This is a genomic window from Georgenia wangjunii, assembly GCF_036421975.1.
Classification (GTDB): Bacteria; Actinomycetota; Actinomycetes; order Actinomycetales; family Actinomycetaceae; genus Georgenia_A; species Georgenia_A wangjunii.
Genome location: NZ_JAZGON010000001.1, coordinates 591,287 through 616,931, shown reverse-complemented (window position 1 = coordinate 616,931; position 25,645 = coordinate 591,287). Strand labels below are relative to the sequence as shown.

20 protein-coding genes are annotated in these 25,645 nt (G+C 72.6%); 9 read left to right on the top strand and 11 right to left on the bottom strand.

Going from position 1 to position 25,645, the window contains the following annotated elements; all coding sequences use genetic code 11:
• Positions 1 to 1,800: 1,800 nt before the first annotated feature.
• Together V2J63_RS02785 and V2J63_RS02780 are read left to right on the top strand one after the other, a co-directional pair.
• On the top strand, positions 1,801 to 2,757 hold the full coding sequence (locus tag V2J63_RS02785; protein WP_331229452.1) for a ParA family protein: 957 nt from the start codon (positions 1,801 to 1,803) through the stop codon (positions 2,755 to 2,757).
• Positions 2,750 to 4,168: a ParB/RepB/Spo0J family partition protein gene (locus V2J63_RS02780; protein WP_331229451.1), complete on the top strand. Its 1,419-nt coding sequence runs from the start codon at positions 2,750 to 2,752 to the stop codon at positions 4,166 to 4,168. The genes V2J63_RS02785 and V2J63_RS02780 overlap by 8 nt, the downstream gene beginning before the upstream one ends.
• Before the next feature lie 42 nt (positions 4,169 to 4,210).
• Here V2J63_RS02780 and V2J63_RS02775 read toward each other — a convergent pair whose 3' ends face one another.
• The 7 genes from V2J63_RS02775 to V2J63_RS02745 all read right to left on the bottom strand — a co-directional run bounded on the left by V2J63_RS02775 (position 4,211) and on the right by V2J63_RS02745 (position 15,167).
• Positions 4,211 to 5,212, bottom strand: coding sequence for a D-alanine--D-alanine ligase family protein (locus V2J63_RS02775; protein ID WP_491062214.1), 1,002 nt, complete (start codon positions 5,210 to 5,212; stop codon positions 4,211 to 4,213).
• Positions 5,213 to 5,243: 31 nt separating this feature from the next.
• Complete coding sequence (locus tag V2J63_RS02770; protein WP_331229449.1) at positions 5,244 to 6,587, bottom strand: aminotransferase-like domain-containing protein; 1,344 nt, start codon at positions 6,585 to 6,587, stop codon at positions 5,244 to 5,246.
• Between the two features lie 118 nt (positions 6,588 to 6,705).
• Complete coding sequence (gene trxA / locus V2J63_RS02765; RefSeq protein WP_331229448.1) at positions 6,706 to 7,032, bottom strand: thioredoxin; 327 nt, start codon at positions 7,030 to 7,032, stop codon at positions 6,706 to 6,708.
• Positions 7,033 to 7,068: 36 nt separating this feature from the next.
• Positions 7,069 to 8,067 carry a thioredoxin-disulfide reductase gene (trxB, locus tag V2J63_RS02760; protein WP_331229447.1) on the bottom strand — a complete coding sequence of 333 codons (999 nt, stop codon included), beginning with the start codon at positions 8,065 to 8,067 and terminating at the stop codon, positions 7,069 to 7,071.
• Between the two features lie 85 nt (positions 8,068 to 8,152).
• A complete protein-coding gene (locus V2J63_RS02755; protein WP_331229446.1) occupies positions 8,153 to 12,217 on the bottom strand; it encodes a murein biosynthesis integral membrane protein MurJ in 4,065 nt (1,354 codons plus the stop codon).
• A gap of 56 nt (positions 12,218 to 12,273) precedes the next feature.
• The gene (locus tag V2J63_RS02750) at positions 12,274 to 14,646 is read right to left on the bottom strand and encodes a DUF6049 family protein (RefSeq protein WP_331229445.1); all 2,373 of its coding nucleotides are present in this window, start codon (positions 14,644 to 14,646) and stop codon (positions 12,274 to 12,276) included.
• On the bottom strand, positions 14,643 to 15,167 hold the full coding sequence (locus V2J63_RS02745) for an NUDIX hydrolase (RefSeq protein WP_331229444.1): 525 nt from the start codon (positions 15,165 to 15,167) through the stop codon (positions 14,643 to 14,645). Before V2J63_RS02745 ends, V2J63_RS02750 begins: the two co-directional genes overlap by 4 nt.
• Before the next feature lie 103 nt (positions 15,168 to 15,270).
• On the opposite strand from V2J63_RS02745, the gene V2J63_RS02740 reads away from it, so the two are divergent.
• Both V2J63_RS02740 and V2J63_RS02735 read left to right on the top strand, forming a co-directional pair.
• A complete protein-coding gene (locus V2J63_RS02740; protein ID WP_331229443.1) occupies positions 15,271 to 16,737 on the top strand; it encodes a CCA tRNA nucleotidyltransferase in 1,467 nt (488 codons plus the stop codon).
• On the top strand, positions 16,734 to 17,168 hold the full coding sequence (locus V2J63_RS02735) for a pyrimidine dimer DNA glycosylase/endonuclease V (RefSeq protein ID WP_331229442.1): 435 nt from the start codon (positions 16,734 to 16,736) through the stop codon (positions 17,166 to 17,168). Before V2J63_RS02740 ends, V2J63_RS02735 begins: the two co-directional genes overlap by 4 nt.
• An 18-nt stretch (positions 17,169 to 17,186) precedes the next feature.
• Here V2J63_RS02735 and V2J63_RS02730 read toward each other — a convergent pair whose 3' ends face one another.
• The 4 genes from V2J63_RS02730 to V2J63_RS02715 all read right to left on the bottom strand — a co-directional run bounded on the left by V2J63_RS02730 (position 17,187) and on the right by V2J63_RS02715 (position 21,158).
• The gene (locus V2J63_RS02730; RefSeq protein WP_331229441.1) at positions 17,187 to 17,699 is read right to left on the bottom strand and encodes a beta-class carbonic anhydrase; all 513 of its coding nucleotides are present in this window, start codon (positions 17,697 to 17,699) and stop codon (positions 17,187 to 17,189) included.
• A 177-nt stretch (positions 17,700 to 17,876) separates the two neighbouring features.
• Positions 17,877 to 19,196: an MFS transporter gene (locus tag V2J63_RS02725; RefSeq protein ID WP_331229440.1), complete on the bottom strand. Its 1,320-nt coding sequence runs from the start codon at positions 19,194 to 19,196 to the stop codon at positions 17,877 to 17,879.
• Between the two features lie 241 nt (positions 19,197 to 19,437).
• Entirely contained in the window at positions 19,438 to 20,517 is a 1,080-nt protein-coding gene (locus V2J63_RS02720) for an inositol-3-phosphate synthase (RefSeq protein WP_331229439.1), read from the bottom strand.
• Positions 20,514 to 21,158, bottom strand: coding sequence for a PadR family transcriptional regulator (locus V2J63_RS02715; RefSeq protein WP_331229438.1), 645 nt, complete (start codon positions 21,156 to 21,158; stop codon positions 20,514 to 20,516). The genes V2J63_RS02720 and V2J63_RS02715 overlap by 4 nt, the downstream gene beginning before the upstream one ends.
• 218 nt (positions 21,159 to 21,376) lie before the next feature.
• Between V2J63_RS02715 and V2J63_RS02710 the strand changes: the two genes are divergently transcribed.
• From V2J63_RS02710 to rplI, 5 genes are all read left to right on the top strand, one after another.
• Complete coding sequence (locus V2J63_RS02710) at positions 21,377 to 23,785, top strand: penicillin-binding protein (protein ID WP_331229437.1); 2,409 nt, start codon at positions 21,377 to 21,379, stop codon at positions 23,783 to 23,785.
• Between the two features lie 188 nt (positions 23,786 to 23,973).
• Positions 23,974 to 24,264 carry a 30S ribosomal protein S6 gene (rpsF, locus tag V2J63_RS02705; protein ID WP_331229436.1) on the top strand — a complete coding sequence of 97 codons (291 nt, stop codon included), beginning with the start codon at positions 23,974 to 23,976 and terminating at the stop codon, positions 24,262 to 24,264.
• A 62-nt stretch (positions 24,265 to 24,326) separates the two neighbouring features.
• The gene (locus V2J63_RS02700; RefSeq protein WP_331229435.1) at positions 24,327 to 24,881 is read left to right on the top strand and encodes a single-stranded DNA-binding protein; all 555 of its coding nucleotides are present in this window, start codon (positions 24,327 to 24,329) and stop codon (positions 24,879 to 24,881) included.
• Positions 24,882 to 24,932: 51 nt separating this feature from the next.
• On the top strand, positions 24,933 to 25,166 hold the full coding sequence (gene rpsR, locus V2J63_RS02695) for a 30S ribosomal protein S18 (protein ID WP_331229434.1): 234 nt from the start codon (positions 24,933 to 24,935) through the stop codon (positions 25,164 to 25,166).
• A gap of 14 nt (positions 25,167 to 25,180) precedes the next feature.
• Entirely contained in the window at positions 25,181 to 25,633 is a 453-nt protein-coding gene (gene rplI / locus V2J63_RS02690) for a 50S ribosomal protein L9 (RefSeq protein ID WP_331229433.1), read from the top strand.
• The last annotated feature ends 12 nt before the right edge of the window (positions 25,634 to 25,645 follow it).

The window sequence follows — 25,645 nt, the reverse complement described above, 5'->3', positions numbered from 1 at the left end:
GCGGAACTCTTACGACGATACTCGTAGCTAGCGTGATTCACGTGAAATCGAAGACCTCCGCTTCACGTGAAACGGAGGACCATGCGAGTGCCGGCTGCGGGGAACGCTAGTGAGCGCACTGTGATTGGCGATTGCCCTATGACGGGTCCTTTCTTGCGACGAAGGGGGTCGCGCTCCGAAGCCCCGGCGTGATGCCGAAGGACTCATCGTTGCGGTGTAGTCCCCGGTTGAGCCGGGGCATATGCCGTGTCGCGTGCGTCTACGTCGTCAGCGGCCCGGCTATTGGTTCCCTGTTTCACGTGGAACCCGGGGTGTTTCACGTGAAACGAGCACTCTTTCGCGTGAGTGCGGCGCTCCCCAAGCAGATCGGGGCAAGGGACGCCCGGTGGAGCTCTATGCCCGCGCACGATCACACGCCTGTCGAGCTGCCGAAGTGGCGTCTTGCTCGCCGCGTAGTCGCGGTGAGGTGCGAGCGCGAACGGTGGCGCCGACGCGGGCAACAATGGCACCGGTAACCCCAATCAACTCGGCTCGGGCGATCGTGCGTCCCCGAAGGCTCCAGCAGCTCAGGGGCCGTGCCGGCGAAGGGCGCTGAGGCAACTCTTTCGGTTCGCGTGAAGCGAGCAAACTTGGCGCGGACGCCCATACTGTTGGCTACCGTTGCGTCTCTAGCCCCACGCTGACTAGGCGCTGTCCGGGGACCCTGCACGGGCGGGTCGGGTACACGGCCGCGACGAAGTGGTGCCCTGGGTTTCACGTGAAACGTGGAAGAAGCCCACCTCGCCCGGACGTCGCTGTCGCTGTCGCTGTCACCGTGCGCCGCTATGCCGTGCCCGGGGACCCTGTGTTGCTGGAAGGTCACTCACCCACCGGCTCAGGTTCCACGTGACACGCTGTGATAACAGCAAGCCCGACCAAGTTCGGGCGCAGTCCTGGCGTGCACTGCGCCGGGCCTATCCTCCGAATGTGGATTCACGTCAGAACCGCCCGTCCGCGTCCGCTTCACGTTCCTATTGTCTGGCGTGTATGCGCACCGGCGCCGCACACTGCCAGTGGGTGGTTCGGGAGCGGGGCCAGCGGCGTTTCACGTGAAACAATCCCCGGCAGCTCGCTCGCATCGCGCGGGATGGCACTGTGCCAAGAGCTGGCTCCGGGCGCATCGCGGCCCAAATGTGGGCGTCTCGTGGTCCCTGGCAGGTCATTCCGCGTTTCACGTGAAACACTGCGCCACTAGTCGGGCCACGCTACGCGTGGTGTAGCGTCGCGCGTCGACGCACGCTGGCGGTGGGTAGTTCGGAGCGGCGCCAGCGGCGTTTCACGTGAAACAACGCCTGGCCGGGAAATGTCGCCAGCTCGCTCGCATCGCGGGGCGGCAGAGTAGCCAAGTGCTGAGTCACGGCGCTACGCGGCCCAAACGTGCCGGCGTCCCGTGGTCCTTGGCGTTCGCTTCGCGTTTCACGTGAAACGTTGCGCCACCGGCCGCGCCGTTTCACGCATGATGTAGCGTCGCGCGCCCACCTGCCTTGCAGACGCCGGTGGCCCTCCGTGTTTCACGTGGAACTGTGGCACGCCCCCACTCTCACCGGAACGCGCCCCTCCGTTCTTGCGACACCTGTGCACAGAAGGTCGGTCACATGAGTGCGGCAGACTACGATGGGACGAGCATCCAACCTGGGACGAGGGGCGCGCGTGAGAGTGTCAGCAGGACGATCGGACCGACCTGACGACCGCCACCCTGCGGGTTCTGACGGGTCCGGGGCGCGACAGGACCGGCGGGACGCACTCCTGAGCTCCATACCGATGGCGGACGATTCCACTCCGCTGGCGGCGCAGCTCGCGGAGGACGCGCGTCGGCGGATCGGTCTGGAAGGGCGTAAGTTCGCCGCTCCGACAGAGACGCGGGTCCTCACGGTTGCGAACCAGAAGGGTGGCGTCGGCAAGACGACGACAGCGGTCAACATGGCCGCTGCGCTGGCTACCGGCGGTCTCAACGTCCTCGTCATCGATAACGACCCACAGGGGAACGCATCGACCGCGCTTGGGATCGAGCACCAGGCCGGCACGCCGTCGATCTATGACGTTCTCATCGACGACGCGCCGCTGGCCGACGTCGTACAGGCGTGCGGATCCGTCAAGGGCCTCCTCTGTGCCCCGGCCACGATCGACCTGTCCGGCGCCGAGATCGAGCTCGTCTCGATGGTTGCCCGGGAGAACCGACTACGGAACGCCATCCGGGCGTATCTCGCGGCGAGGGACGAACGTGGCGAACCGCGGCTGGACTACATCTTCATCGACTGTCCCCCGAGCCTTGGGTTGCTGACGGTCAACGCCTTCGTCGCCGCGCGGGAGGTCTTCATCCCGATCCAGTGTGAGTACTACGCACTGGAGGGCCTCAGCCAGCTCCTGCGGAGCATCGAGCTCATCCGAGGACACCTCAACCCTGATCTACACGTGTCGACGATTCTCCTGACGATGTTCGACAAGCGCACGAACCTCGCTCACCAGGTGTCGGACGAGGTACGCCAGCACTTCCCGGCCGAGACGTTGGAGGCGTGGATCCCGCGGTCCGTGCGGATCTCGGAGGCCCCGAGCTACGGGCAGACGGTGCTCACCTACGACCCCGGCTCCTCCGGAGCCCTCGCGTACCGGGCCGCCGCGAAGGAGATGACCGAGCGGGGCGCACACGCCCAAGAAGCGGCAGGGCCGGCTGCGTCAGTCGGGCGCAGCGGCGGAACGACGGAGGATGGAAATGACTGAGAAGCGACGCGGCCTGGGCAAGGGGCTGGGTGCTCTCATCCCGTCGGCACCGGTTCAGGGGCGGCCGATCGATGTCTTCTTCGCCGACCACGAAGACGCGGGGACCGGCGCCCAGGACCAGCGGGAGGGAGCGGCGCCGCGCGGCCTTTCGCGCGACACATCAGCGGCCTCTGTCCGCGCAATGGTTGATGCGTCAACAAAGGCGGCCGCCGGCAAGAGCCGGTCAGGAACGCGCTCCTCCACCAGCCGGTCCTCCCGTCCGACGGCGCCGGCGCCCACGACGGCGGGGGCCGAGGCGGCGTCCGCGGCCGAGCCGGACGCGCCCCTGGCTCAGCCAGACTCGCCCGTGGCTCAGCGGGAGGCCGATGACAGCGTCCTCGAGGCGCCAGCAGCCCGGCCCACCGAGGCCGGAGAGGTGCACGCAGGCGCCGTCGGCGCAGCGGTCCGGCCCCTGGTCGCAGCGGACGCCGCAGGGGTCGGCGAGGACGCCTCAGCGGCATCCGATGCGGGCCCGTCCCCCGCCGCGCGCGTCGAGGCGGACACCCCCGACGACGGCGGTCTGCGGGCCGTGCCCGGAGCATCGTTCGCGGAGATCCCGATCGACGACATCGTCGCGAACAGGCGCCAGCCGCGTCAGGTGTTCGACGAGGAGGACCTCGACGAGCTCGCGTCCTCGATCCGCGAGGTCGGTGTCCTCCAGCCGATCGTCGTCCGGGAGCTCCCGGACGGTGACGACGCCCGGTTCGAGCTCATCATGGGTGAGCGGCGCTGGCGTGCATCCCGACTCGCCGGCAACGACACGGTCCCGGCCATCATCCGCGAGACCGGGGACACCGACCTCCTCCGCGACGCCCTGCTGGAGAACCTCCACCGCGCGCAGCTCAACCCCCTGGAGGAGGCCGCCGCGTACAGCCAGCTCCTCGAGGACTTCGGCTGCACTCACGACGAGCTGGCCGCGCGCATCGCGCGCTCGCGCCCGCAGATCTCGAACACCCTCCGGCTGCTCAAGCTCCCGCCGCTCGTCCAGCGCCGCGTCGCCGCGGGCGTCCTGTCGGCCGGCCACGCCCGCGCCCTCCTCGGGCTCTCGGACGGGGCCGCGATGGAGCGACTCGCGCAGCGCATCGTCTCCGAGGGACTGAGCGTGCGCACGACCGAGGAGATCGTCGCCCTCGGCGACGAGCCGGTCCAGCCCGAGATGCGTCGTCGACCCAGGATCGGGGAGCACACGGCGGAGCTCAACGACCTCTCCGGCCGGCTGGCCGACCGGTTCGACACGCGCGTGAAGATCGCCCTCGGTCAGCGCAAGGGCCGGATCAACATCGAGTTCGCCAGCATGGAGGACCTCAACCGGATCCTCGAGATGCTCGCGCCGGACGAGCCCGCGGTGCGGGCCCGGTCCGAGGCGAGCTAGTCGCAGGAACTGCGGTCCCCGCCCGCCTCAGCCGCCGGCGCCTCAGCCGCGGGCGGCGGCCCGGACGAGCGCGAGGTAGAGATCGACGGCGCTCATGCCGCCGTCGGCGGCCTCGGCCTGCGCGGACTGGGGGAACAGGGACGTCTCCGTCATGCCGGGCGCGACGTTCATGTCGATGAACCACGCCTGGCCGTCCTCGTCGAGGATCATGTCCGACCGGGAGAGGTGGCGCAGCCCGAGCGCCCGGTGGGCGGTCATGGCCGTCTCGCACACCGTCCGGTACTGCGCGTCGTCGAGGCGGGCGGGCACGAAATACTGCGTCCGCCCGGCGTTGTAGCGCGCGTCGTAGTCGTAGGGCCCCTCGGTGACGATCTCGACGGGCGGCAGGGCGCGCGGCCCGTCACCGAGGTCGATGACGCTGACGGCGACCTCCGTCCCGACGACCGCGCGCTCGATGAGGGCCGAGTCGCCGTACGCGAAGCACGTCACCATGGCCTCGGGGAGGTCCTCCGCCCTCGCGACGTACGACACCCCGAGGGCCGAGCCGCCGTCGGCGGGCTTGACGACGACGGGCAGACCGATGCTCGCGAGCACGGCGTCGAGGACTCCCTGAGCGCCGAGCTCGCGGAAGAGGCTCTGCGGAAGTGCGACCGACGTCGGGGTGAGGACGCCGGCCCCGGCGACGATGCTCTTCGCCACGGGCTTGCGCGAGGCGATACGGCTCCCCGCGGAGTCGCTGCCGACGTAGGGCAGGTCGAGGAGCTCGAGGACGGCGCGCAGGGAGCCGTCCTCACCCGTCGAGCCGTGCAGGAGAGGCCAGACGACGTCGGGACGGTGCTCGGCGAGGAACGGCAGCATCGTGGTGTCTACGTCGTGGACGTGGACGGTCACGCCGCTCTCCCGCAGCGCCTCGGCCACGCGCCGGCCGGACCGCAGGGAGACATCGCGCTCGTGGGAGAGCCCGCCGGCGAGCACGACGACGGTGAGGTCCCCGGCGGGGCGCTCAGCGGCACCGGTGGTGGTCGTCGCGGGTCCTGCCGTCATCGTCGACTCCTCGTCGCTCACGTCGCTGTGCTCAGGCCTGGTCGGGTGCGGGCATGTCCACGGTGCGGTGACCCTCGCCGGCGGGTCGGTGCGTCCCGAACATCTGCGCCAGCTCGGTCTCGGCCCGGACGACTCCGGCGAGGCGGCGCACGCCCTCCCGGATCCGCTCGGGGGTGGGGTAGCAGAAGGACAGGCGCATGTGGTCGGAGCCCTGGTCGTCCGCGTAGAAGGCCGTCCCGGACACGTAGGCCACGAGGTTCGTCACCGCGCGCGGCAGCATCGCCTTCGCGTCGAGACCCTCCGGCAGGGTGACCCACGTGTAGAAACCACCCGTCGGGACGGTCCAGCTCGTCTCAGGCAGGTACTCGGCGAGCGCGGACAGCATGGCGTCGCGGCGCTCCTCGTACTGGACGCGGAACTCCTTGACCTGGCCGTACCAGTCGTAGCCGGTGAGGTAGGCGGTGACCGAGAGCTGGCTCAGGCGCGAGGGGGACAGGATCGCCGCCTCGCTCGCGAGGACGAGCTTCTCCCGCACGGCGTGCGGCGCCGCGGCCCAGCCCACGCGGTAGCCGGGTGCGAACGTCTTGGAGAACGACCCGAGGTAGACGACGCCGTCGGGGTCGTAGCTCTTGAGCGAGGGCAGCGGGTCCCCGTGGAACCCCAGGAGGCCGTAGGGGTTGTCCTCGAGGATGAGCACGCCGTGGCGGCGGCATATCTCGACGACCTGCGGTCGGCGCTCGGCGGACATGCTCACGCCGGCGGGGTTGTGGAAGTTCGGGACCGTGTAGAGCATCTTGACGCGGCGGCCGGCGCGCTTGAGGTCGGAGAGGGTCCGCTCGAGCGCCGCGGGCACGAGCCCGTCGGCGTCCATCTCGACGTGGACGACGTCCGCCTCGTAGGCGCGGAACACACCGAGCGCGCCGACATAGCTCGGGGCCTCGGCGACGACGACGTCGCCCGGGTCGACGAAGATCTCGGTGACGAGGTCGAGCGCCTGCTGCGAGCCCGTCGTGACGACGACGTCGTCGGGGTGCGCGTGGACGTGGTCGTAGCGCATGACCTCGACGATCTGTTCCCGCATCTCGACCTCGCCCTGGCCGCTGCCGTACTGGAGGGCCTCGGGGCCCCGGTCACGCAGGAGCTTGGCCGACATCTCGGCGAGGAAGTCGACGGGAAGGCCGCTGATGTTGGGCATACCGCCGGCGAGGGAGACGACCTCGGGCCGGCTCGCGACGGCGAAGAGCGCGCGGATCTCCGAGGCGCGCATGCCGTGCGCGCGCTGGGCGTAGGAGCTGAACCACGGGTCGAGCCGTGTACCGGCGGGTGCCGAGGGGCGCCTTGTGCTCCCACTGCCCTCGTGCTGCTCGCTGGTCACCTGCGCCGCCCTTCGTGCTGCGGCGCAACGCACGCCGCGCCTGCAGTCTGCCACGCGCGCCCCGCCGGCTGCCGCAAGGGGTCGCGACGCGAGCCGGCGGGGGCGGGGTCAGGCATGCTCAGGCGATGAACTCCTGCAGCTCGGCGACGAACGCCGGCTTCGGGCGACCGCCGACGATCGTCTTGGCGAGCTCGCCGCCGGTGTAGACGTTGAACGTGGGGATCGAGACGATGCCGTAGCGGCGCGCGACGTCGGGGTTGGCGTCGATGTCGATCTTGACGACCTTGAGCTTCTCGCCGTGCTGGGCGGCGACCTCGTCGACGATCGGGGCCATCTTCAGGCACGGCTGGCACCAGCCGGCCCAGAAGTCGACGAGGACCGGTCCCTCTGCGCCGAGGACCTCGGCGTCGAAGGTGTCGTCGGTGACGGCGGTGACGTTGCTCATGGGTGTGTCCTTCTCTCGCGGGTGGACGTGCGGGGATCAGAGCGCGACGGCGCCCTGCGGGGTCTGCGAGGCCTGCGCGTCGGGCTCGGCTGCCACCCCGAGGGCGGCGAGGTAGCGCTCGGCGTCGAGGGCCGCGGCGCAGCCCGTCCCGGCGGCCGTGATGGCCTGGCGGTAGGTGTGGTCGACGGCGTCGCCGCAGGCGAAGACGCCGGGGACGCTCGTCGCTGTCGACGGGGAGCTGACGACGATGTAGCCGGACGGGTCGAGGTCGACCTGGCCGCGCAGCATGTCGGTGCGCGGGACGTGGCCGATCGCCACGAAGAGCCCCGTGGCGTCGAGCTCACGCTCCTCGCCGGTGACCGTGTCGCGCAGGGTGAGGCTGGTGAGGCGGTCCTCCCCGTTGATGGCGGCGACCTCGCTGTTCCAGGCGAACTCGATCTTCTCGTTCGCCATGGCGCGGTCGACCATGATCTTCGAGGCGCGCAGCTCGTCGCGGCGGTGGATGACGGTCACCTTCGAGGCGAACTTCGTGAGGAACGTCGCCTCCTCCATGGCCGAGTCGCCGCCGCCGACGACGGCGATGTGCTGCTCGCGGAAGAAGAAGCCGTCGCACGTGGCGCAGTAGCTGACCCCGCGCCCGCCGAGGGTCTGCTCCGCGGGCAGGCCGAGCTCCTTGTACGCGGAGCCGTTGGCGAGGATGACGGCGCGGGCGCGCAGCGTCTCGCCCTCGCCCGTCGTCACCGTCTTGATGTCGCCGGAGAGGTCGACGGATACGGCGTCGTCGTAGCGGACGTCCGCCTCGAACTTCTTGGCCTGGGCCTCCATGTTGTCCATGAGCTGCGGGCCCATGATCCCGTCCGGGAAGCCGGGGAAGTTCTCCACCTCGGTCGTGTTCATGAGAGCGCCACCGGCGGTGATCGAGCCCGCCAGCACGACGGGCTTGAGGTTCGCCCGCGCGGCGTAGATGGCCGCGGTGTACCCAGCGGGGCCGGAGCCGATGATGACGATCTCGTGGATGGCTGCGTCGTACGTCATGGAGTCCTTGTCCGTTCGGTCGGGGGCTGTAGGCGGAACCACGTGCGGGGTGTCGTTGTTCCCCGCCCGCCGCGCACGGGTCGGCTCAGCCGAGGCCGATCTCGGCGACCTCGAGGCGGTTGCGTCCGTCGGAGTCGGCGACCGGGAGGCTGGTGAACCACAGGACGATCGTGCTCGTCGTCGTCGGCTCGGCGAGGGCGAACGTCGACCCGGGACCCATCGGACCCTCGGCGAGGAGGGTGCCCTCGGTGGGCGTGGCCGGGTCCGTGGCGCGGATCTGCACGTTGCCGCCGTTGCCCATGAGGTCGATGCGGACTTCGGAGACGAGCGTCTCCTCCGCGAGCGTGATGGCGAGGCCGATCCCGCTCTTCATGCCGTACGCCGGGTCGACGTAGGAGCGCGAGCGCCAGTACGACTCCGGGTCCCCGTCGAACGCGTTCGACGTGAGCTCGGGGTTCTCGGCGCCGTCGCCCTCCGGGTCGAGCGGGGCGATCGCCGCGATCTGCGGCGGGGCTGCGGGTGCGGGGGGCGGGGGCGTCGTCGGCTCCGCCGCGGGGGTCGTCGCGGTGGGCGTGGGCTCGGCCGTCGTCTCGACCGCCGTCGGGCTACCCGTCGTCTGGCGCGGGCCGGGCTCGGCGGTGAGGGTCTGGAACGCCCAGATGCCACCGAGGATGACGAGGAGGGTGGCGACGAGCAGCACGATCGGCGTCGGGTCGATCCGCCGCTCGGTGAAGGGGACCTCCTCGGCGACCGGCGCATCCCCGTCGGCGGTCTCGACCCACGCCTCTTCGGCGCGGGCATCGCGGGAGGCCTGGCGGGCCTCGGTCGCGTCGCCGAGGCGCGCGCGGCCGGACGTCACGGAGGAGCGCACGGTCTGGGCGCCGGTCCGCGCGACCGAGGCCGTCGCGGCGGCGGCACCGGCGGCGGCTGCGCCGAGGGCGCCGACGACCCCCGCACCGCGGCCGTGCCGGGCGGTGGTCTGCGCGGGAGTGTCCTCGGCGTCACTGAGGAGGCGGTCGAAGGCGGGTGCCGTCCCGGCGCCGGCGCGCGGGGCGCGCGGAGCCCAGTGGCTCGTGTCCCGGGTGGCGCCGTCGGCATCGCCGGAAGGGCCGTCGACGTCGACGGGTGCCTCGTCGGGCGCGTCCGGGCTGAGCGCGCCGGACGCCGGAGCTGCGTCGTCCGGCCCACCGTCGACCGCCTCGTCGCGCGGGGCGACGGTGGCGTCGTCGGCCTCCGCGCCTCTCACGGGGGCGTCGTCGTCGGCGCTGTTCACGGGCCCCGCCGCGTCGGCGGGCCCCGCGTCCTCGCCGTCCGTGACCTGCGGGCCACCCGGCCCGCCCGCCTCGGCGTCCGCGGGCGGGGGCACGAGGCGCGCGAAGGGCGCCCCGGGGACCGCGGCTGCGGCCAGGCCCGCGGCTCCACCGGACCCGGAGGCTGCGGCGCTCGGCGCCGCTCCGAGCGCGGCGGCGGACCCGGCGGCGGCCACGCCCACCCAGGAGCCGTCGTCGGAGGTGAGGGCGTCGACGTTGATGTCGCGCCAGGGTGCGAGCTCGCGGATGACCTCGGACGGGCTGCGCGGGCCGTCGGTCCCCGGCCCGAGCCCTGTCCGGCACAGCGCGTCGAGGTCGCGCGGCACGTCCGCCCGCAGCTCGACGGGCGGGCGGGGGCCCGTCTCGGTCCGCGGGGCGGCCGGCACCTGGGCGTGGTCACCGGGCCAGCGGCCCGTGAGGGCGAAGTAGAGCAGGCGGACGAGCCCGACGGCGTCCTCGCGCGCGGTGGCGAGCGGGTTCGCGTCGTCGAGCCCGCGCGCGGCGGCCTCGACGCCGGTCCCCGTCAGGAGCACCTGCCCGTCCGCCGTGAGGTGGACGGACGACGGGGAGAGCGCGAGGTGGTGGACGCCGCGGCGGCGGGCGGCCTCGAGGGCGCTCGCCGCCTCCCCGACGACGGCGCGTGCCTGCTCGACCGGGAAGGTGCCGCCGCCGGCGAGCTCGGCGAGCGAGGGGCCGGTGAGGATGTCGGCGACGATGTAGGCGTTGCCGTCCTGGGTGCCGACGTCGAGGATGCGCTGGAGGCGCGGGTCGTTGACGAGGGCAGCCCGGCGGGCGGCGTCGAGCGTCTCGGCGGACGCGGGGGGCGCCGTCGTGAGGATGGTGGCCTGGACCTCGCGGTCGAGGATCTGGTCGCGGCCGCGCCAGCAGACCGACTTCGGGAGGGTGCACGTGATCTCGTCCTCGAGCCGGTAGCGCCCCGCGAGTACTGTCCCGCGCGCGATCGTCGCGGCCTGTGTCGCCCCCTGCCCGTCCAGCGCCCTGCTCCCCACGTCGGTCCCGGCGGCCCGGGTCCGCGGGCCATCAGCGCTCATCGTACGCACCCCGCCCGCCTGCGCGAGCGTGCGCCCGAGCCGTGCGAGGGCCCCGCCCGGTGCCCCCGGGAGCCGGCCGCCGACCCGCGCGAGCACCGACCCGACCGGCCGGACCATCGTGAAGAGCTCGTCCACCTGCAGGCGGCGCAGGAGGAGGAGGTAGACGGCCGTCATGAGCACACCGGCGAGCCCGACACGTGCGAGCGCCTCGAGGATGCGGACGGGCATGCTCTCCGCCGTCGCCATCGGGCCCATGAGGTGGAGCAGGCCCCAGCCGAGCAGCGCCGCCGGCGCCGCGGCGAGGACGAGCCGGACGTGGGTCCGCAGCACGCGCGCGCCGTCGAGGCTCGGCAGGACACGGCGCAGGGCGAGGTAGGCGACGACCGACCCGACGACGTTGGACAGGGTGTTCGCCGCGCCGGCCCCGACGAGCCACCAGTCCTCCGGGAGCCACATCGCCGCGAAGCACCCGACGACGACGATCGCCGTCATGGGGAGCTGGAGGAAGAAGAGGAACCGGGTGTCCTCGAAGGCGTAGTAGACCCGCTGGATCATCGTGAGCGCACCGAGGGCCGCGATGCCGGCGAGGAGCGCGACGACGACGCGGGCGATGCCGCGGGCCTCGTCCACCGTCGTCGTCGGGAGCACGGCCTGGACCATCGGGAGCGCGACGACGGCGAGGGCTGCACTGGCGAAGACCGTGAACACGCCGATCGTGCGCAGCCCGAGCGAGAGGTCGGAGCGCACGCCCGCGAGGTCCTTCGTCGCGGCGTACGTCGACATCCGGGTGAAGAGGGCCGTGACGAGGGAGACCGTGATGAGGGACTGCGGGAGGATGTAGATGAAGTTCGCGTTGTCCCACGCCGCGTTCCCCGGGACGAACCCTCCGGTGGCCGCGGCCTGCGCCGCGATGCGGGGCAGGCCCTCGACGGCGGTGAGCGCGCGGCCCACCGCGGCGCCGGAGGCGGCGGCGGCGAGGTTGGAGATGGCGACGAACCCGAGCTGGGCGACCGCGAGGGCGGCGAACGCCCACATCGCGACCCGGCTCGCCGTGCCCAGGCCGGAGCCCCGCAGCCCCCACACGGGGCGGAACCGGAAGCCCGCGCGGCGCAGCGGTCGGATGAGGACGAGCGCCTGCGTCGCGACCCCGAGCGTGGCGGTGCCGGCGATGATCGAGATGCGCAGGGGCGTCCACGCGCCCGGGTCCTCCGGTGCCCCCGTCGACGCCGGCCCGAAGACGATCATGTAGGCGACGAGGCCGACGATGGCGACGACGTTGTTGACGGCGGGCGCCCACATGTACGGGCCGAAGATGCCCCGCGCGTTGAGCACCTGCCCGAGGAGCGTGTACATCCCGTAGAAGAAGAGCTGGGGGATGCACCACAGGGCGAAGGCGACGGCGAGCGCGAACCACTGCGGGTCGAGCTCGGAGGCGTAGACCGTGACGAGGACCGTCGAGCCGGCCGTGAGGAGGAGGGTGAGCCCGAGGAGGGCGACGCCGGCGAGCGTGAGCAGCCGGTTGACGTACTCGTCGCCGCCGTCCCGTGCCTTCATCGCCCGGACGATCTGCGGGACGAGGATGGCGTTGAGCACGCCGCCCGCCACGAGCATGTAGATGACGTTCGGCAGCTTGTTCGCCACTGAGAACGAGTTGGCGGCGCCCGTCACACCGATCGCCGCGACGAGCACGACGTTGCGCACGAGCCCGAGCAGCCGGGAGACGAGCGTCCCGGAGAACATGACGGCGGCGGAGCCGGCGAGGCCGCGGGCACCCGTCGTGCTGCTCACCCCTGCGCCGCTCCCGCCGGGCGCGCTTCCCGCCTCGGCGCCTCCCGTCCTCCCGCTCATCGCGCGTCCCCCTCGTCTGCGGGCGTCGAGCCCTCCTCGGTGCCGGCGCCCGCCTCCACGGCCACGGCCACGGCCCGGCGTCGGCCCCGGCGCACGGTACGCACGAGCCCGATGACGAGCATGAGGACGAGGAGGCCGGCGACGACCCCCGTCCCGACGTTCTCCCAGTCGGCGCGCACGCGGACCTGGATCTCACTCGCGACCCCGATCGGCTCGCCCGAGACGGACTCGAGGAGGACGTCGACGACGACGTCGCCGCTTCCGATCGCCCGGACCGGGACCTGGGCCGTGGCCGACTGCTGCGCGGGGACCTCGAGCGTGACGGCGTCCTCCGCGACGAGGCGGACGTCGCGTGGCTCGAGGCGGACCTGGACGCGCACGCTTTGGTCGAGGCCGTTGGTCACGCTCACGGGGATGTGCGCCTCGTCGTTGATGAGGTTGAGGGTGCTGCCCGGCTGGGCGGCCACGGAGGCGGCCTGCTCCGCGGCCGTGGTGGCCGCCGCGGCGAGCCGGGCGTCGCGCTCGTCCGGGGCGCTGCGCCACGCCGCGGAGAGCGTGGGCAGGAGGGCCTCACGGACGGGTGCGAGGAGGCGCTCCGGCTCGGGGGTGACGTGTGCGAGCGCCTCGGCACCCGCCAGGACGCGGCTGTAGGTCTCGAGCTCCGCCGCGCTCATCTCGCCCGCCTCGACCTCGCGCACCGGCAGCGTGTCGCGCTCGAGCTCGGGCGCCTCGCGCGCGAGCAGCTCGTCGATGCCGACCCGGTCGACCCACGGTGCGTCCGCGAGGGCGTCGAGCCGCTCCGCGAGCGCCTCGGCGTCGCCGGCGAAGTCACGGGGCAGGGTGAGGAGCACACCCCGGCCGTCGCTGGGACGCTCGCGGCTGATGACGGCACTCTCGGCGAGGAGGAACTGACGGGCGGTGAGGTCGTCCAGCGGCGCGTCGGGCGCGCCGTCGGCGTTGACCCTCCGGTGGGTGCCGGACAGGATCGCCGACATCCGCTCGTCGGCGAGGACGGCGGGCACCTCTCGCCCGTCGACGTCGAGCGTCGCCCGTCCCGTCGGCGTGTACGTCAGCGGCCGGGCCGCGGCGAGGGAGTCCGCGGGCAGGACGACCGCCTCGGCCCCCGCCTCGACGGAGGCACCGACGGTCGCGCGGTCGGGAACCTCGGCGACCGGCCACGCGAGGTCGGTGCTCGCGTCGAGCCCGGCGGCGTCCAGGGCCTCGACGGTGCGCGCGACGGCGTCGGCGACGAGGTCCGTGCGCTCGGCGTGCGCGAGCGCGGCGACGTCGGCGTCGGCCCACGGCAGGGCGTGGACGTCACGGCGGGGGCCGTCCGCCCGCTCGGTCAGCGCAGCGAGGAGCTCGGCGCCAGCGCCCCCTGCCTCCGGCGGTCCTGCCCCGGCGGGCGACGCGGTCCCGGGTGACGCCTCGTCCTGCCCGGGCGCCGTCGTGGTCTCGTCGTCGGCGGCCTCGTCGCCCGTGGGCCCGGCGGAGGCCGTGCCCGGTGCGGTCGGGTCGGCGGTCCCCGGCGCCTCCCCGGACGGGCCGGCGTCTCCGGGCATGCTCGTGAGCGCGGTGCCGAGCAGCGCCGGGTCGAGCGCGACGTCGACGTCGGGGCGGTCGAGGGCCTCGAGCAGGGGGCCGAGGCGCGGGGCCGCGGTGTCGGCGAGCGCAGCACCGGCGGCGTCGGTCGCGACCCGCTCCGCCGCCGTCGGCACGAGCGCGCCGAGGACACCGACGGGGGTCGGCGTGACGTCCAGCTCGGGCCACCACAGGAGGAAGGAGCGTGCGCTGCCCCGGCGCTCCTGGGCAGCGGGGTCGCTCACCTCGACCTCGAGGCCGCGCGGCCCCCAGGCGACGTAGCTCGGGGTGAGGGGCAGGCTCCCGGCCGGGACGGTGACGGTGAAGCGTCGCTCCTCACCCGGGGCGAGCGGCGCGTCGTCCTCCTCGTACGCGAGGAGCGTCGTCGCCGAGCGGGAGTCGGGCTCGAGCCAGCGCTCGAGGATGGAGCGGCTGATCGGGGTCGACAGCTGCATCCGGACCCGGACGGTGGGGCGCTCGACCGTCGTCGTCGTCGTGTTGGTCACCGTGCCGGTGAGAGTGAGGTCGGCGTCGGGGACGAGGACGGCGGGGGCGAGGGCGGTGAGCTCGACGGCGAGCGGATCTCCGCCGCTCGCGCCGTCGGGTCCCTCCTCGCCGGTGACGGCGCTCGCGGCCGGTACCGGCACGGCCAGCGGAGCGAGGCCGAGCACGCAGAGGAGGAGCACGGCGATCGCGAGGAGCGCGCGGGGCCGTCCTGGACTCGCCGCCCCTGCACCGGTACCGCCGTCGCGCGGGCCCGCCTGGCGGCCGGGCCTCGACGCGCTCATGCGCGGCCGGCCAGCACGTCCCTGGCGGTGGCGACCACCCGCCGTTCGTTGGGATAGGCGAGGCGGGCGGCGACCTCGTCGAGCCCCACCCAGGCCACGGCCTCCGCCTCGTGGTCGGGGTCGTTCTCGATCGTCAGGTACCCGCCCGTGGCCTCGAGGAGGTAGTGGTGGACGACCTTGTGCACGCGGCGGTCGTCGCCGGCGAACCAGTAGTCGATCGTCGCGAGGTGACGCAGGACCCGGCCGTCGATGCCGGTCTCCTCCGCGATCTCGCGGACAGCGGCCTCCTCGGCCGTCTCCGTACCCTCCAGGTGGCCCTTGGGCAGGCACCACTCGAGGCGCCCGGCGCGGTTGCGCCGCGCGATGACGGCCGTGTATGCCAAACCCTCGACGACGTCGACGACGAGCCCGCCGGCCGAGGTCTCGTCCACCACCGGCAGGGCGGCCGGCCGCACGTGCGTGAGCCGGCGCCGGGGCGGCGTCGGCACGCGGCGGCGCGGGGCGGGGACGGCAGCGGACATAAGGTCACTGTAATGAACCTCGCGCCGACCGGGCGCGGGGGACGGCCGGGCGTGCCCCGCCCGAGGGCGCTCGGGCCGTGCGCGGCGTGGCAGGCTTGGGCAGGTGCCCCCCTCCTCCGTACCTACGACCCCGTCGGAGCCGCTCGTCAGAACGGCAGCGCAAGCCCTGACGGCGCTGCCACCGGACGTCCTGTCCCTCGGGACCACGTTCGCGGACGCCGGGCACGACCTCGCGCTCGTGGGCGGCCCGGTCCGCGACGCCTTCCTCGGCCGGGTCAGCCACGACCTCGACTTCGCCACGTCGGCGCGCCCGGACGAGACCGAGCGGCTCCTCGCTCGGTGGGGCGACGTCCACTGGGACGTCGGGCGCGACTTCGGCACCATCGGCGCCCGGCGCGGCGACGTCGTCGTCGAGGTGACGACCTACCGGACCGAGTCCTACGAGGTGGGCTCCCGCAAGCCCGTCGTCGAGTACGGGGACACGCTCGAGGGTGACCTCTCGCGACGCGACTTCACGGTCAACGCCATGGCGGTGCGGCTGCCGTCGCTCGAGTTCGTCGACCCCCACGGGGGGATGGAGGACATCGCCGAGCGGGTGCTGCGCACGCCCGTCTCCGCGGAGCAGTCCTTCGACGACGACCCGCTGCGCATCATGCGCGCCGCCCGATTCGCCGCCCAGCTCGGCTTCGACGTCACGCCGGACGTCATGGACGCCATGGCCGCGATGGCCTCGCGGCTCGAGATCGTCTCCGCGGAGCGCGTGCGCACCGAGCTCGAGCGCCTCCTCCTGTCGCCCTCCCCGCGGCGGGGGCTCGAGCTCATGGTCTACACGGGCGTCGCGGCGGTCGTGCTGCCCGAGGTGGCGGAGCTGCAGCAGACCGTCGACGAGCACAACCGGCACAAGGACGTGTACGAGCACACCCTCACCGTCCTCGACCAGGCCGTCTCGATGGAGACAGGCCCGGACGGGCCGGTGCCCGGCCCCGACCTCGTCCTGCGTCTCGCAGCGCTCCTGCACGACATCGGCAAGCCGACGACGCGGCGGTTCGAGCCGGGCGGCGGGGTGAGCTTCCACCACCACGAGCTCGTCGGTGCGCGGATGACGACGAAGCGTCTCAAGGCGCTGCGGTTCGACAAGCACACGATCAAGGACGTCTCGCGGCTTGTCGAGCTCCACCTGCGCTTCCACGGCTACGGCGAGGGCGCGTGGACCGACTCCGCGGTGCGGCGCTACGTCACCGACGCGGGAGAGCAGCTCGAGCGCCTGCACCGGCTCACGCGGGCCGACTGCACGACGCGCAACCGCCGCAAGGCGATGCGCCTCGCGGCGGCGTACGACGACCTCGAGGAGCGGATCGCCGCCCTCCGCGAGCAGGAGGAGCTCGCGGCCGTGCGACCCGAGCTCGACGGCGGGCGGATCATGGAGGTGCTCGGCGTCGGCCCCGGCCCGGTCGTGGGCCAGGCCTACCGGTTCCTCCTCGAGCTGCGCATGGAGCGCGGCATCATCGGCGAGGACGCGGCCACCGAGGCGCTCCTCGGCTGGTGGGCGGAGCAGCAGAGCACCGGATGAGGATCTGGTCGCTCCACCCGCGCTACCTCGACCGGCAGGGGCTCACCGCCTGCTGGCGCGAGGCCCTCCTCGCCCAGGCGGTCCTCGCCGGCCGGACGCGCGGGTACCGCAACCACCCCCAGCTCACGCGCTTCAAGGAGTGCCCGGAGCCTCTCGCGGCGATCGGGGGATACCTCCTCGGCGTCGAGGAGGAGGCGCGGGCGCGTGGGTACAGGTACGACGCCACCAAGATCGAGCACCCGGGCGCGGCCGCGATGGAGCGGCTGACGGTGAGCGACGGCCAGGTCGCCCACGAGTGGGGCCACCTCATGGCCAAGCTCGCGATCCGCAGCCCCGCGCGCGCAGCGGACCTCCGCGGGGTCGAGACGCCGGACACCCACCCGCTGTTCGTCGTCGTCCCCGGGCCCGTCGCGCAGTGGGAGATCGTCTAGCGCCGACGGGCCTCCTGCTCAGACGACCGGCTCGAGCAGGCCGCTGTCGACGTCGTAGAGGAATCCGCCGACCGTGACGTGCGGGGCGACGAGCGGGTGCGCGCGCACCTTGGCGACCTCCTCGCGGATGCTCTCGAGCTGGTCGGTGATGACACCGAGCGACATCCAGGACGCGTCGAGCCCGCTCGCGGTGGAGATGCGCTGGTGCAGCTCGGCCTCGCTCGCGGACGCCATGGCGCAGCGCGTGTGATGGACGACGAGGACGCGCTCGACCCCGAGGAGCGTGACGCCGAGGACGAGGGCGACGAGCACCTGGTCCGTCACCCGGCCGCCCGGGTTGCGCAGGATCTTCGCGTCGCCGGGCTTGAGGCCGATCATGCCGAGCGGGTCGATGCGCGAGTCCATGCACGTGACCATGGCGACGCCGGCGCGAGCCACGCCGTCGAACCCGGCGAGGTCGAAGTTCTCGGCGAAACGCTTGTTCGCGGCGAGGAGGTCGGTGAAGGCTGAGTCCAAGGGGCGCTGGTTCACGGCCGCAACGCTACCGCCGCCCCCCGCGGCGGCTCCCCCCGGGTCACCATCCGAGCAGCGTGACCGCCTCATTCCTGGTGATCTTGCAGAGGTGCCGTACGACTAGAGAGGCGGTGCGGAACGCGTGACCTCACCGGCCTCACCCTCCACCACGGGGTGGGTTGGCTACGCCTCGGGTCAGGTGGCGTGCCGCTCACGCTCGAGGACGGGCCGGGGGTCGTACCCGAGGCGGACGGAGCCGGCGCGGTAGGCGAGGGCGAGGACGACGTAGGCGAGCGCGAGGCCGGCGAAGGCGAGGCGCGACCAGCCGGTGTCCGGCAGGACGACGGCGGCGAGGGCCGCCGCGCCCGCGAAGGCGGCGTTGTACATGACGTCGTACAGGGCGAAGGCGCGCCCGCGGAAGGCGTCGTCGGTGTCGCGCTGGACGATCGTGTCGACGGCGATCTTGGCGCCCTGGACGCTGAGCCCGAGCAGGACGGCCGAGGCCATGACGACGCCGCGGGCCGGGGTGAGGACCAGCAGCGCCTGGCTGAGCGCGCCGATGCCGAGGCACAGGACGACCCACGTCGAGGGTCGCATCCGCTCGTGGGCGATCGGGGTGAGGACGATCGCGGCGCCGTTCCCGGCGAAGGAGACGCCGGTGAGCACGGCGAAGGTGGCGAGCCCGGCGGCCGCGTCGGTCGGGTCGGCGAGGAGGTTGCGCGAGATGAGGATGAGCGCGATGAAGTTGATGCCGTAGAAGAAGCGGTGCGTGGCCATGGCCGCGAGGGCGTGCCCGGGGGTGCCGCGGGCCACGAGGTAGCGGGCGCCGGCCGCCATGTCCGCGACCGTGGCGCGGACGTCCGCCCGGAGCGAGGAGGCGACCTGCGTGGGCTCCGGGCCGAGCTGGTCCCGCCCGAGGCGCAGGGCGAGCGCCGAGGCACCGGCGAAGAGGAGGGCCGCGGCGGTGAGGGCGGCTGAGTCGCCGACCGCGCCGTCGGGGCCGAGCGCTCCGATGAGGAACCCGAGCGCGGCGCCGATGACGGCGGAGACCGCTCCGAGCGTCGGGGTGATGGCGTTGGCCATGAGGAGCTGGTCGCGGGGGACCACGCGCGGGAGCCCCGCGGAGAGCGCGGCGAGGAGGAACCGGTTGATGCCGAGGGTGACGAGCGCGAGGACGTACACCGCGGGGCCGACGCCGGCGGTGGCGATGAGGACCGCGAGGGCGAGCGCGAGCAGCACGCGGACGGCGTTACCGACGAGGAGCACCTGCCGGCGGCGCCACCGGTCGAGCAGCGGGCCCGCGAAGGGACCGACGACGGTGAACGGGAGGAGCAGGACGGCGAAGGCCGTCGCCACCCCGGCCGCCGTCGCCATGTTCTGGGGTGAGAAGAAGAAGAGGGTGGCGAGGCCGACCTGGAACATCCCGTCCCCGCACTGGGAGACGAGGCGGACGGCGAAGAGCTTGCGGAAGCCGCTGTGGACGGCGACGGTGCGCAGGTCCCCCAGCACGCTCATGCGGCGTTCACCGCGGCGGACTGGGCGAGGGGCGGCACCGGTGCAGGCTATCCGACACTCGCCGGGCCCCGGCCCGCCGCGGTGCGGGGACCGCTGGCCCTACCGCCCCTCACCTGCGCCGACGACTGTGCTGAGGATCCGTCAGGCACGTCCTGACGGATACTCAGCACAGGCCGCGGCTGCCCGTGGCGGCTGGCCCGGGGCTCGGGGAGCGCGAGCGGCGCGCGGTGAGGTGGGCGGGTCAGCGCTCGAGCTCGCCCCGGATGAACGCCTCGACGTCGGCGCGCGCGTCGTCGTCGGCGCGCTGCTCGGGCGGGGACTTCATGAAGTAGCTCGAGGCCGCGAGGAGCGGGCCGCCGACGCCGCGGTCGAGGGCGATCTTCGCCGCGCGGATCGCGTCGATGATGATGCCCGCGGAGTTCGGCGAGTCCCAGACCTCGAGCTTGTACTCGAGGTTGAGCGGGACCTCACCGAAGGCGCGGCCCTCGAGGCGCACGTAGGCCCACTTGCGGTCGTCGAGCCACTGGACGTAGTCGCTCGGGCCGATGTGGACGTTGCGCGCGCCGAGGTCGTGCTGGACGTTCGACGTCACGGCCTGGGTCTTGGAGATCTTCTTGGACTCGAGACGGTCGCGCTCGAGCATGTTCTTGAAGTCCATGTTGCCGCCGACGTTGAGCTGGTACGTGCGGTCGAGGACGACGCCGCGGTCCTCGAAGAGCTTCGCGAGCACCCGGTGCGTGATCGTCGCGCCCACCTGCGACTTGATGTCGTCACCGACGATGGGGACCCCGGCGGCGGTGAACTTGTCGGCCCACTCCTTCGTGCCGGCGATGAAGACGGGCAGGGCGTTGACGAACGCGACGCCCGCGTCGATGGCGCACTGGGCGTAGTGCCGCGCCGCGTCCTCGGAGCCGACGGGGAGGTAGCAGACGAGCACGTCGGCGCGGGCGTCCTTGAGCGCTGCCACGACGTCGACCGCCTCGGCGTCCGCCTCGGTGATCGTCTCGGAGTAGTACTTGCCGAGCCCGTCGAGCGTCGGTCCCCGCTGGACGGGCACGCCCAGCTCGGGCACGTCGCACAGCTTGATCGTGTTGTTCTCGCTGGCGCCGATGGCCTCGGAGAGGTCCTTGCCGACCTTCTTGGCGTCGACGTCGAAGGCGGCGACGAACTCGACGTCGCGCACGTGGTACTCGCCGAACATGACGTGCATGAGACCGGGGACCGTGCCGGACGGGTCGGCGTCGGCGTAGAAGGTCACGCCCTGGACGAGCGACGACGCGCAGTTGCCGACGCCCACGATCGCTACGCGGATCGAGCTCATTCGTTCTCCTTGGTGGTGGTGGTCTGGACGCCGGGGGCGTCCTGGGTGCGGGGCCCGGACGGCTGCGGTGCCGCCCGGAGGTCGAGAGCGCCGCGGGTGCCGCGCTCGGTGTCGATGAGGTCCTCCAGCCACGCGACCTCCCGCTCGGCCTGCTCGAGGCCGTGCCGGGCAAGCTCCGTGGTGTAGGCGTCCATGCGCTCGCGGGTGTGGTGGAACGAGGAGCGCAGGAGCTCGAGGCGCTCGACCATCCGGGCGCGACGCCCCTCGAGGATGCTCAGCCGGGTGCGGGCGTCGGTCGTGGAGAAGAGGGTGAAGCGCACGGTGAACGCCTCGTCCTCCCACGCGCTCGGCTCGGCCCTGGCCAGCGCGCGAGCGAGGTGCTCCCTGCCCTTCGCCGTCAGCTGGTAGACGATCCGCCCGCGCCTGCCGGCGAGGGCGTGGGGAGGCTCCGCCGTCGCCGACTCCGCGATGTACCCCGCGTCGGTGAGTCGACGCAGTGCCGGGTAGAGCGATCCGTAGGACAGGGTCCGCACCGCCCCGAGGCTGGCCCCGAGCTGCTTGCGCAGCTCGTACCCGTGCATGGGGGCGGCGCTGAGCCGGCCGAGGATGGCGAGCTCGAGGACGTCCGCGCGACTTCCCACCCTGCCCCCCCTCGATATATCGGCCCGATATATCGCGACACACTACAGGGTGCGGGTCTCGCCGCGGTGCGCCGCGCGGTGCGACCCCTGGCCCCCGGGGACGCTCACGAGCACCGCCCAGGCGCCTGCCGCATACTGAGGACCGGCTCCAGGCTTGCGGTGCACCCGCGAACCCCGGCGGCCCGGTGGACCTATCCCCGGCAGAAGGACGTGTTGGCGTGGCAGCGAAGAACCAGCAGGGCTCGCGGCGGGCGCCGTCCCCAGGCGGCGGCCGCGCGTCCCGTCGCGGAGCGAGCGGGCCCGGCGGTGCCAAGAAGCGCCGCTGGAACTACCCGCGCCCGGGGAAGGGACCTGTCCATCGCTGGCTCCCGAGCTGGCGGATCGTCCTGGCGACGGCGGTCACCGGCGTCGCGATCGTCGTCGGGCTCTTCGCGGCTGCCTACGTCACCACCGACATCCCCGAGCCGGGCGACTTCGCCCAGGCGCAGGGCACGACCGTGTACTTCGCCGACGGCGAGACCGAGATGGGCAGCTTCGCCGAGTACGACCGCGAGATCGTGCCGCTCTCCTCGCTCCCCGAGCACGTCGGTCACGCCGTCGTCGCGTCGGAGGACCGGCGCTTCTACGAGAACGTCGGCATCGACCCCGTCGGGATCGCCCGCGCGTTCTGGAACAACGTGCGCGGCAACGCGACCCAGGGCGGCTCCACCCTCACCCAGCAGTACGTCGAGCGGTACTTCCTCGGTACGACGACGAGCTACGCCGGCAAGCTCCAGGAGGCCATCCTCGCGCTCAAGATCGACCGCGAGGAGTCCAAGGACACGATCCTGGAGAACTACCTCAACACGATCTACTTCGGCCGCGGCGCGTACGGCATCGAGACCGCCGCCGAGCAGTACTTCGGCAAGTCCGCGGCGGACCTCACGCTGGCCGAGTCCGCCCTCCTCGCGGGCATCATCCCCTCCCCTAACAACTGGGACCCGCGCGTCGACGCCGAGCGCGCGGAGGACCGGTGGAACCGCGTCCTCGACTTCATGGTCCGCGACGAGTGGATCACCCAGGAGGAGCGCGACGCGCAGGTGTTCCCCGAGGCGGTCGAGTACACGCGCTCGAACACGTACGCCGGGCCGAACGGCTACCTCCTCGACATGGTCCGCACGGAGCTCGTCTCGGACGCCGAGATGACCGAGGAGGAGCTCGACACCCTCGGCCTGCAGATCACGACGACGATCGACCAGCGCTCCCAGGACGCGGCGGTCGCGGCCGTCGACGCCCTGCCGGAGGACCGCCCGGAGAACAACCGGGTCGCGCTCGTCTCCCTCGCCTCGGACAGCGGCGCTGTCGTCTCTCTCTACGGCGGGCCGGACTTCGTCTCCCAGTCGCGCAACGCGGCCACGCAGGACGTCGCCCAGGCAGGGTCGACGTTCAAGCCCTTCACGCTCGTCGCGGCGCTCGAGAACGGCGTCACCCTCGAGGACCGGTACACGAGCTACACCCCGATGGAGATCGAGGGGTTCGATGCCCCGGTCAACAACTACGACGCGTTCAACCGGGGACGGATCAACCTCATCGAGGCCACCGAGCAGTCGGTCAACACGACGTACGCGCAGCTCAACGTCGAGGTCGGGCCGGAGCTGACGATGGACGCCGCGGTCCGCGCGGGTATCCCGGAGGACACCATCGGTCTCGAGCCGGTGCCGTCGAACGTGCTCGGCTCGGCCTCGCCCCATCCCATCGACCTCGCGCGGGCGTTCGCGACGTTCGCCGCGGAGGGCGTGCGGCACGACCCCTACATCGTCGCCGAGGTACGCAGCGCCACGGGGGAGGTCGTCTACACCGGTGGCTCAGCGGGCGAGGAGGTCTTCGAGCCCGACGTCATCGCCAACGCGACGTTCGCCATGCGCAGCGTCATCGAAGAGGGGACGGGCGTCCGTGCCCTCGACCTCGGCCGACCCGCGGCCGGCAAGACCGGCACGTCGAACGAGGCGCGCTCGGCCTGGTTCGCCGGGTTCGTCCCGCAGCTGACGACCGTCGTCGCCATGTACCAGGTGGGTGAGGACGGCACCGAGGAGACGCTCACACCCTTCGGCGAGTACGACAACATCACCGGTTCGACCTACCCCACGACGATCTGGCGCGACTACATGATCGCCGCGACCGAGGGGATGGAGGTCGAGGAGCTCCCCGAACGCCCCGAGCCCGAGCGTCCCACGCGCGCGCCGCAGCCCGAGCGGACCCAGGAGCGGCAGACCCAGGAGCCGGCGACGGTCGTCGTGCCCGACGTCGTCGGGCTCGACCAGGCGAGCGCTGTCGCGACGATCAGCGAGGCGGGGCTGGCGGCCACGGTGACGGAGCAGGAGTCGGACTCCCCCCGGGGCACTGTGCTGGGGACGGATCCCGGCGGCGGCAGCGAGGTGCGCGAGGGGGCGAGCGTGAGCGTCGTCGTCTCGAGCGGACCCCCGCCGGAGCCCGAGCCCGAGCCCGAGCCGGAACCGGAGCCCACCCAGGAGCCTGCACCCACCCGGCCGCCGCAGCCGACGCAGGCGCCGCCGCCGCCGCAGCCCACCACCGCTCCGACCGGCGGCGCCGGGTCGGGGGCGGGTGCCGGGGGCGGTCGGGACGGCTAGCGCGGGCGCTGCGGTGCGTTTGCCCACAGCGTCGCGGCGGCGGTCGGTTCGTCGGCGCACCTGCGGTAGCCTTGACCGCTGGCCGTGGCATGCGTGCACCTGTGCGCACCGCGCGGCCGACGTAACGCAGCACCCTCCTGTCACGGAGAGACCGTGACCGCCAAGTCCAGAGGAGGTGGGTACTCAGCATGCGTCAGTACGAACTGATGATCATCCTCGACCCGGAGGTCGACGAGCGCACCGTCGCCCCGTCACTCGACAAGCTCCTGCAGGTCGTCCGTGGAGACGGCGGCAGCGTGGAGAAGGTCGACATCTGGGGCAAGCGCCGTCTTGCCTACGAGATCAGCAAGCGTTCCGAGGGCATCTACGCCGTCGTCAACATGACGACGACGCCCGCGCTCGCTCAGGAGCTCGACCGCCAGCTCGGCCTCAACGAGGCCATCCTGCGCACGAAGCTCATGCGCCCCGACGCTCACTGAGCATCCTTCGCCCAGCGGGGCCGTACGCACCGGCCCCGGCAACCTGATCCAGGGAGAACGTCATGGCAGGCGAGACCGTCATCACCGTCGTAGGTAACCTCACGGCGGACCCCGAGCTGCGGTTCACCCCCTCCGGGGCTGCCGTGGCGAGCTTCACCGTGGCCTCCACGCCGCGCACCTTCGACCGCCAGAGCAACGAGTGGAAGGACGGCGAGACGCTGTTCATGCGCTGCTCCGTCTGGCGCGAGGCTGCGGAGAACGTGGCGGAGTCGCTGAGCAAGGGCATGCGTGTCCTCGTCCAGGGCCGGCTCGTCCAGCGGTCCTTCGAGACCCGTGAGGGCGAGAAGCGCACGGTGGTCGAGATGCAGGTCGACGAGGTGGCTCCCTCGCTGCGCTACGCGACGGCCAAGGTCACGCGCACCCAGCGCGGCGGCGGCGGCGGTGGCGGCTTCGGCGGTGGCGGCGGCAACCAGGGCGGCGGCCAGGGCGGCGGGTTCGGCGGCGGCAACCAGGGCGGCTTCGGTGGCGGCAACGCCAGCCAGCCGGCCGGTGGCCAGGCGGACGACCCGTGGGCGACAGGCGGGGCGAGCTCGTTCGGCGACGAGCCCCCCTTCTAGTACAGACCTTTGGCGCGGTTCGTCCGCGCACGGAACATCGAGGAGCACATCATGGCGAAGCCCGTTCTTCGCAAGCCAGGCAAGAAGAAGGCCAACCCCTTGAAGAAGGCACAGGCCATCGACTACAAGGACACCGCGCTGCTGCGCAAGTTCATCTCCGACCGCGGGAAGATCCGCGCGCGTCGAGTGACCGGTGTCTCCGTCCAGGAGCAGCGCGCCATCGCGAAGGCCGTCAAGAACGCCCGCGAGATGGCTCTGCTGCCCTACTCGAGCTCCGCTCGCTGAGGCTGGGAGGCATCATGGCAAAGCTCATCCTCACGCACGAGGTCACCGGCCTCGGCGCCCCCGGGGACGTCATCGAGGTCAAGGACGGGTACGCCCGTAACTACCTCGTGCCCCGCGGTCTGGCCACGGCCTGGACCAAGGGCGCCCAGAAGCAGGTCGACCAGATCCGCGCCGCCCGTCGGTCGCGCGAGATCCACACGATCGAGGACGCCCGCGCCGTCCGCGACTCGCTGCAGAACAAGCCGGTCGTGGTCAAGGTGCGCTCCGGCGCCAACGGCCGCCTCTTCGGCGCCGTGACGACGACGGACATCTCCGCGGCGGTCTCGGCCGCCGGTGGCCCGGCGCTCGACAAGCGAAAGATCGAGGTCCCCACCCCGATCAAGTCGCTCGGCGAGCACCGCGTCCACGTGCGCCTGCACGCGGACGTCCAGGCCACGCTCGAGGTCAAGGTCGTTCCCGAGGCCTGATCGCGTGGATCG